The 4,234-nt window shown below is 73.3% G+C and carries 6 protein-coding genes; 1 reads left to right on the top strand and 5 read right to left on the bottom strand.

The annotated features are described in order from the left end of the window. Window positions 1-517: signal recognition particle receptor subunit alpha (locus tag VKG64_19415; GenBank protein ID HKB27208.1), on the bottom strand; the 517-nt coding region annotated here is incomplete at its 3' end. A 279-nt stretch (window positions 518-796) separates the two neighbouring features. Between VKG64_19415 and VKG64_19410 the strand changes: the two genes are divergently transcribed. Continuing rightward, window positions 797-1,024 carry a hypothetical protein gene (locus VKG64_19410; protein HKB27207.1) on the top strand — a complete coding sequence of 76 codons (228 nt, stop codon included), beginning with the start codon at window positions 797-799 and terminating at the stop codon, window positions 1,022-1,024. A 22-nt stretch (window positions 1,025-1,046) separates the two neighbouring features. On the opposite strand, the gene VKG64_19405 is transcribed toward VKG64_19410, so the two are convergent. The 4 genes from VKG64_19405 to fmt all read right to left on the bottom strand — a co-directional run. Further along, complete coding sequence (locus VKG64_19405; protein HKB27206.1) at window positions 1,047-1,376, bottom strand: cupin domain-containing protein; 330 nt, start codon at window positions 1,374-1,376, stop codon at window positions 1,047-1,049. Continuing rightward, a complete protein-coding gene (gene rpe, locus VKG64_19400) occupies window positions 1,363-2,010 on the bottom strand; it encodes a ribulose-phosphate 3-epimerase (GenBank protein ID HKB27205.1) in 648 nt (215 codons plus the stop codon). The genes VKG64_19405 and rpe overlap by 14 nt, the downstream gene beginning before the upstream one ends. A gap of 12 nt (window positions 2,011-2,022) precedes the next feature. After that, complete coding sequence (gene rsmB / locus VKG64_19395) at window positions 2,023-3,372, bottom strand: 16S rRNA (cytosine(967)-C(5))-methyltransferase RsmB (protein ID HKB27204.1); 1,350 nt, start codon at window positions 3,370-3,372, stop codon at window positions 2,023-2,025. Beyond that, window positions 3,369-4,234, bottom strand: an 866-nt coding sequence (gene fmt / locus VKG64_19390) for a methionyl-tRNA formyltransferase (GenBank protein ID HKB27203.1), incomplete at its 5' end; no start/stop codon positions are given. The genes rsmB and fmt, both read right to left, overlap by 4 nt.

Here is a 4,234-nt window from a genome sequence, read left to right as displayed (position 1 = left end):
GCGCCCGCCGGCAGATCTCGAGCGGCGACTGACCGCCGGAGGCCACGGGCACGCCGAGCTCCGCGCCGAGCGTCTGGAGCTGACCCTGCGCCGCGGGCCGGTACGTGTCGGCGGCGGCGAGGAGCGGATGCTGGCCCTGCGTCTGGTACATGCGCGCGAGCTTCGCGGCCGTCGTGGTCTTGCCCGAGCCCTGGAGACCGATGAGCATGATCACGGTCGGCGGGTGGGACGCGGGCGCCAGCCGGTGACCGCTGCCCCCGAGCAGCTCGACCAGCTCGTCGTGCACGACCTTCACGACCTGGTGGGCGGGCGTGAGCGAGGCGAGGACGTCCTGTCCGACCGCCTTCGCCCTCACGCGGTCGATGAACGTCTTGACCACCTTGAAGTTGACGTCGGCCTCGAGGAGGGCGACGCGCACCTCGCGGAGCGCCTCCTGGACGTTCTCCTCCGTCAGGCGGCCGCGGCCGCCCAGGCGGTCGAAGATGGTTTGCAGTCTCGTGCTGAGAGAGTCGAGCATGGAAAAACTAACTCTACGGAATCATCTGCCGAATAGCAACAACAAGCGACATACGTTAACATAAGGAAGATGCGTATGTTCAATCGTTGCTTGATGGTTGTCGTCCTTCTGGTGAGCGTCGTGGCACCTGCTTGGGGTCAGGTAGGGAGGCCCAACCCGTTCACGTTCCCACGGGGACCAATCACGCAACCGCCGCCAAACGTCCCCCACCCGCTCAACAATCCGCACCCTGCTGAGTCCTGGGACCCGCTCGGGTCGAGCCGGCCCAACTACGGCGATGTGGTCCAGTACATCCCGGTGGCGCCGCAGCAAGTGTCGATCACCCTCTATGTGCCGGTCCCCGACGGGATACCACCTCAGACCCAGCAGCAGACCGTCGAAATCCCCGGCTACTACGTCGCCGAGACCACGACGGGCTACTACTATCCCGAGCGCTGGACGCTCCAGCAGATGAACGTCGGGGTCTACCAGTGGGTGAAGCTCCCGGCCGAGTTCCGCCGGAAGTAGGCCAGGGCAGGCCGCCGGCCGCTCAGTACTCGGGCGGCGCGTAGACCGTGACGAAGAAGAGCGGCGCCGCGCCGGGATTGCGGACGTGGTGGCGCGTTCCTGCCGGGATCATGACGAGCGCTCCGGGCCCCGCCTTGTGCTCGTCGTCGCCGAGCTTCACGATCGCCTCGCCCTCGACGACGTAGACGATCTGATCGGCGTCGTGGACCTCGGCCGGCCCGGCGTCCGCGCCGGGCCCCACCGTCATCACGGCGGTCTGGCTCCGCTCGGTCTGCTGCAGCACGCGGAAGAACTCTCCCCGGTGGGCGAGGGCGTCGACGACGGTCGCGGCGTCGCGGCTAGCGCGCGGCATCGCGCAGCGCCCTGACCGCTGCCGCGGGATCTGCCGCGCCAAAAATGGCGGAGCCCGCGACGAGCGTCGTCGCCCCGTCCTCCACGAGCGACTTGGCGAGGTCCGCCTTCACGCCGCCGTCAACGGAGACCTCCACGGGCCGGTCGCCGACGAGCGCCTTCACGTCGCGGATCTTCCGGTGCGCGCTCGGGATGAACGCCTGGCCGCCGAACCCGGGGTTCACCGACATGACGAGGACCAGGTCGAGGTCGTCCAGCACGTAGCGGAGCACGTCGGGCGGTGTCGCCGGGTTGAGCGCGACGCCCGCCCGGGCGCCGAGCTCGCGGATCTGGGCGAGCGTGCGCGAGAGGTGCGGGCACGCCTCGGCGTGGACGGTGACGAGGTCGGCGCCGGCGGCGACGAACTCGGGGACGTAGCGCTCGGGCTCGACGATCATCAGGTGGACGTCGAGGGGAAGGCGCGTGCGCTTGCGGATGGCCGCGACGACGACGGGGCCGACCGTCAGGTTCGGGACGAAGCGGCCGTCCATCACGTCGACGTGGAGCTGGTCGGCGCCGCCCGCCTCGACGCGCCGGATGTCGTCGCCGAGCGCGGCGAAGTCCGCCGAGAGGATCGACGGCGCGATCTTGACCACGACGCTCTTATATCACGCCCGCCGGAAGCGGACGGCCGTGAAGCCGTCGGTCCCGTGGCGATGGGGCAGGCAGCGGAGCGCGCCGTCCGCGTCGAGCGGGACGGGGAACCCCGGCGGCGGATCTATGGCGAAGTCGGGCCGGGCCGCGAGGAAGGTCTTGACGACCTCGTCGTTCTCTTCGGGCTCGAGCGAGCAGGTCGCGTAGACGAGCCGGCCGCGGGGCTTCACCATCGCGGCCGCCGCCCCGAGGATCTCCCGCTGACGGGCGGCGCACGCGGCCAGATCCTCGGGCCGGCGCCGCCACTTCGCGTCGGGGTTCCGGCGGAGCACGCCGAGGTTCGAGCACGGCGCGTCCACGAGAACGCGGTCGCACGCGCCGCGGAAGCCCGGGGCGCGCGCCTCGACCGTGCCCTCGAGCGCCTCGACGCACGTGGCGCCGAGCCGCGCCGCTGCCTCGACGACGCGCGTGAGCCTCGCCGGCTGGGGGTCGAGCGCGAGGACGCGGCCGCGGTTCGCCATGAGCTGCGCCAGGTGGGTGGTCTTGGTGCCGGGCGCGGCGCAGACGTCCGCGACGGTCTCGCCGGGCTCGGGCTCGAGGAGCCGCGCCACGAGCATCGAGGCCTCGTCCTGTACGGCGAAGCTCCCGTCGGCGAAGGCCGCCCAGTCCCCCGGCGCGCCGCCGGGCCCGACCACCAGGCCCTCGGGCGCGTACCGCGTGAGCCGCGCCCCGAGCCCCTCCTCGGCCGCCAGACGCGCGGCGAGGGCCTCGCGCGTGACACGCAGCGTGTTCGCGCGGAGCGTGAGCGGCGGGCGCTCGTTCATCGCGCGCATCAGCGCTTCCGCCTCCTCGCGCCCGCAGCGCGCGACCCAGCGCGCGGCCAGCCAGGTCGGGAACGAGCAGCGGAGCGCGAGCGCCTCCACGGGGTCGCGCGGCGGCGCCGGCTCGCGCTCGCGGGCTCCGCGCCGCGCGAAGGCGCGCAGGACCGCGTTGACGAACGCCTTCACGCCCGGCGTGCGGGGCGCGAGGGCGACGGCGTCGTTCACGACGGCGAAGGCCGGCACGCGCTCGAGGAACGCGAGCTGGTAGGCGGCGAGGCGGAGGGCGACGCGCACGCGCGCGTCGAGCGAGTCGAGGGCGCGCTTCGAGTGGGGCGCCAGGATCCAGTCGAGGTAGCGCTGCCAGCGGAGCGTGCCGTAGACGAGCTCGGTCGCGAGCGCCGCGTCCCGCTGCGCGAGGCGACGCGCCCCGAGAGCGTCGTCGAGAAGCACGTCGGGAAACGCCGCGTCGCCCTCCTCGACGCGCTCGAGCACGCGCGCGGCGACGGCGCGCGCGGGCGAGGGTCCCGACGCGCGCGCGCTCACGGCGCGGTGAAGAGCGCGCCGGGGCGAAGGCGCGCGCCCCTGAGCCAGTCCGCCCACGGCATCGGCCGGCGGTTCTCGGGCTGGACCTCAGAGGGCTGGAGCGCTCCCTCGCCGGTGGCGATCGCGAGCGCGCCCGCCCCGCCGACGAGCGTCCCGGGTGGCGCCCCCGCTGCGGTGTCCGCCGCTGTCGCGCGCCAGACCGTGAGCAGCCCGACGGGCGCTCGCGTGAGCGCGCCGGGCCAGGGGTTGCATCCGCGGACGAGGTTCACGAGCTCGCGCGCGGGCCGCCGCCAGTCGAGATGGCCGTCGGTCTTCTTGAGTCGCGGCGCGAGCGTCGCCTCCTCGTGGCGCTGGGGCGTGGGTGTGAGCGTGTCGAGCCGCTCGAGCGTCTCGACGAGGACCTTCGCGCCGAGGTCGGCGAGGCGCCTCGCGAGCTCGCCCGCCGTCTCCTCGGGGCCGATCGGTGTCGAGGCCGAGAGGAGGATCGATCCCGTGTCCATGCCCTCGTCCATCTGGAACGTGGTGATGCCGGTCACCGTTTCGCCGCGAATGATCGCCCACTGGATCGGCGCCGCGCCGCGGTAGCGTGGCAGGAGCGAGCCGTGGACGTTGATCGAGCCGCGCGCGGGCGCATCGAGCACGGCCTTCGGCAGGATCTGGCCGAACGCGACGACCACGGCGACGTCGGCGCTGAGCTCGCGGAGCCTCGGCGCCCACTCGGGGTCCCGCAGCCGCGCGGGCTGGAGCACGGGGACGCCGGCCGCCAGCGCGCGGGTCTTCACGGGCGGCGGCTGGAGCTTCTGACCCCGGTGGGCCGGGCGATCGGGCTGCGTGACGACGGCGACGACCTCGTGGCGGGCGA

The sequence above is a fragment of the Candidatus Methylomirabilota bacterium genome (assembly GCA_035260325.1).
Classification (GTDB): domain Bacteria; phylum Methylomirabilota; class Methylomirabilia; order Rokubacteriales; family CSP1-6; genus AR19.
The sequence above is the reverse complement of the archived record's forward strand: the minus strand, read 5'-3'. Positions and strand labels throughout refer to the sequence as shown.

Excerpts from the sequence above, each read along its gene's own strand:
- VKG64_19405 (HKB27206.1), bottom strand. The coding sequence starts at position 1,376 with ATGCCGCGCGCTAGCCGCGACGCCGCGACCGTCGTCGACGCCCTCGCC.